We start from the raw sequence: 2831 nt of genomic DNA on the forward strand, positions 1-2831 counted from the left end.
CGCCCCTGGGGCTCGACGAAGCCGATCGGGCGGTTTCGGGCGCCATCCTGCGCATCGACGGCATCCGCCACTGCACAAGGCTCGGCCGCGTCGATGATCTGACGGACCGCGTCCGCGCCGTCGCGCAATAGGACGTCGTTGAAGTCATCGCCTTCCGCCCGCGGCAGGGCGATGGCGACGCCGCGGCCTTCGGCGAGGAGACGCCGCGCCGCCGCCTCGGCTGCACGAAGGCCAGCGCCCGACGCATCGTGGTCGGCGAGCAGAACGACCCGCCGGGCATCCGGCGGCAGGACGACCTGTTCGAGATTGGTGGCCGAGAGCGTTGCCCATACCGCCATGCCCGGGCAGGCCGTCATCACGGCGAGCGCCGTCTCGATGCCTTCGCTGAGACCAAGAACAGCGTCGTCGCCGATCGGCGCCAGGCGCACGGCGCCGCCGCCGATCCGGCCCAGCATCTTCTTCGGCTTTTCGACCTCGGCTTTCGCCGCCCCGTCCGGGCGCAGGTAGATGCGGTGCAGGGCAACCACGCTGCCGGCGCGGTCGCGAACCAGGCCGACGATGGCCGGGAAACCAGTCCTCGTATCCCAATGCGCCAGATCCGGATGGAACAGTAGGTCGGAAGGTGGCGGGACCGTGAGACCTCGCGCGCGCAGATAGGCCTCGCCCGGTGTGCCGGCGATCGGGAGGGCCCGGGAGAGGATGATCTCGATTTCTCGGGCAGAGTCTTTCTCCGGCTTCGCGGAAGCCGCCGAGGGTTCGCGCCGGGCTGGCGCCGCGGCCGACCATCCGACCAGATCCGCGGCATAGGCGAAGAGGTCGCGACCCTTGAGGCCGGTCGCCTGTTCCAGCGTGCTCAGCGGTCCGCCGCCCTGGCCGCCGTCGAAGTCGATCCAGTCGCCGGCGTGCTCGCCTCTGAGCGTGATCACGCAGGAGCCGTTCTTTCGCGGCGCCGCGCCATTGATGTTGGCGAGACGCCATTCGTCCCCGTTGCGCCGGCCGTTTGGAAAGTGCTGCGGCACCCAGGCGCCGGTCCTGTCACGCAGGCCAGCCACGATGGCGTCGAGATCGTAATGGACCGCAGGCGTTCTGGCGGGTGCGATGTCGTTGAAGTCAATCAAGGATCACCAGCCCTTGCTCCGCGCGCGTGATGGCGGTGTAGAGCCAGCGGGCGCGGTCCTCGGCGGTCCGCCCGAGACCGTCGTCGTAGACGATCACGTTCTCCCACTGCGACCCTTGGGCCTTGTGGCAGGTGATCGCGTAGCCCCAGACGCTCTCGACAAGTCCCCGCATGTCACGCCAATCGCGGCGCAGGCGCTCGGCGTCGTAAGCGATGTGGTCGTCGAAATGCCCCTTGTAGAACCACTGGCGGCCGGGAACGCTCGTCCCGTCCTCGGTGCGCACCGATGCGCTGAACGCGAGCGGGCTTTCGTCGCGGATGTCCGATAGGTCGAGGAACATGCCGTTGACGAGACCGAGATCGTGCCGGTTCTTGAGGCAGATGATCTTCTCGCCGAGCCCGCGCGGGTAAGCGTCAGGAAAGCCGGCCGCCTGTTTCATCGCGGTGTTCAGAAAGAGCCGCGTCGCGTTGCGGCCGCAGATCACTTGGCCGCCCTTGAGGAACTGATGTGGGCCGATGTCGGAGCGCCGCATCTTCCAGACGAAGTCGTCGTGCTCACCGTAGGGAATGGGCACGCTCTGCCGTGCGAGCGTGGCGAGACGGATGATCGCGCTGGTCTCCGCCTGGCGATGGATATCGGTCAGCATCACGTCGGGATCGGCGTCGGTGAAGGCGCCGTCGCCCTTGATCGGCGGCAACTGGCCGGGGTCGCCGAGCACCAGGATCGGCTTGCCGAAGGCGAGCAGATCGCTCGCCATTTCGGCGCCGACCATGGAGACCTCGTCGAGCACGATCAGGTCGGCGTCGCGGACCAGCGACTGCTCGTTCAGAATGAAACGGGGCTGATGGATGTCGGCGAGCCGGAGCTCGAGGCGGCGGATCTGGGTCTCGGCGAAGGAGCGCTCCGCCGGCCCCATGCTGCGCAGGCCTTTGCGCAGCGTCTCCAACTCGCGGGTAACACGCTCGATCTCCTCGGGCGTCGCCTCGGAGACCTTGTAGATCAGGCTGTGGATCGTCGATGCCGGCGTTCCCTTCCGGGTCATCACCAGGGCCGCCTTGCCGGTGAAGGCGGCATAGAGCACGCCGCCCGAGCCGCCCGTGCGATCCATCGGTTCGAGACCGAGCTCGCCGATCGCATGCCGGGTGATGGTGGTCTTGCCCGTTCCTGCGTAACCGAACAGGCGGAACACCTGCTGATCGCGCGTGCGGCGCCGAAACCAGTCCTCGATCGCGGCGATTGCCGCCGCCTGCTGCGGAGACGGGATGAAGCTCATCGCTCGCCCTCCCAGCAGCGCTCCGCATAGGCGCACATGCGGCAGAGATAGAAGTCCTGGGCTGCGGCGATCCGCGGTGGGAGTTCGCCGACTGCCGCAGCGCGCAGGATATCGACGGCCTTGTCGGACAGCGCCTGCGCGCAGGGCGGATCGAACGCGACCACTTCGTGGTGGAGCGCCTCGGTGTCCTTGTTAAGGGCCGTGACGAGGGCGGTCTCCAGCTCCAGGTAGCCCATGTAGAGCTGGACCTGCGCGAAGTAGACCGGCTTGGAGGCGCGCAAGCCACGCTTGACCAGGTCGTTCCAGGATTTGGCGTTCAGCGCCTTGTGCTCCCAGAGCACGGGCCAGCGCAGGCCGACATCGGGGCCGGCGACGATCACGCCGTCGATGTGGCCGCGCAGCTTGCCGCCCGCCGCCTCGAACCCGAATTGTCCGCCGTC

At 68.0% G+C, this 2831-nt stretch carries 3 protein-coding genes; all 3 read right to left on the reverse strand.

Annotated elements, in window-relative coordinates:
• Positions 1-1118 (reverse strand): DUF7146 domain-containing protein (locus ABU113_RS17095; protein WP_454560657.1); only part of this gene is annotated, 1118 nt, incomplete at its 3' end.
• On the reverse strand, positions 1111-2391 hold the full coding sequence (locus tag ABU113_RS17100) for an ATP-dependent DNA helicase (protein ID WP_454560658.1): 1281 nt from the start codon (positions 2389-2391) through the stop codon (positions 1111-1113). The genes ABU113_RS17100 and ABU113_RS17095, both read right to left, overlap by 8 nt.
• Positions 2388-2831: hypothetical protein (locus ABU113_RS17105; RefSeq protein ID WP_454560659.1), on the reverse strand; the 444-nt coding region annotated here is incomplete at its 5' end. The genes ABU113_RS17105 and ABU113_RS17100, both read right to left, overlap by 4 nt.

The sequence above is a fragment of the Parapedomonas caeni genome (assembly GCF_041060555.1).
In the GTDB taxonomy this organism is placed as follows: Bacteria; Pseudomonadota; Alphaproteobacteria; order Sphingomonadales; family Sphingomonadaceae; genus CAUJIW01.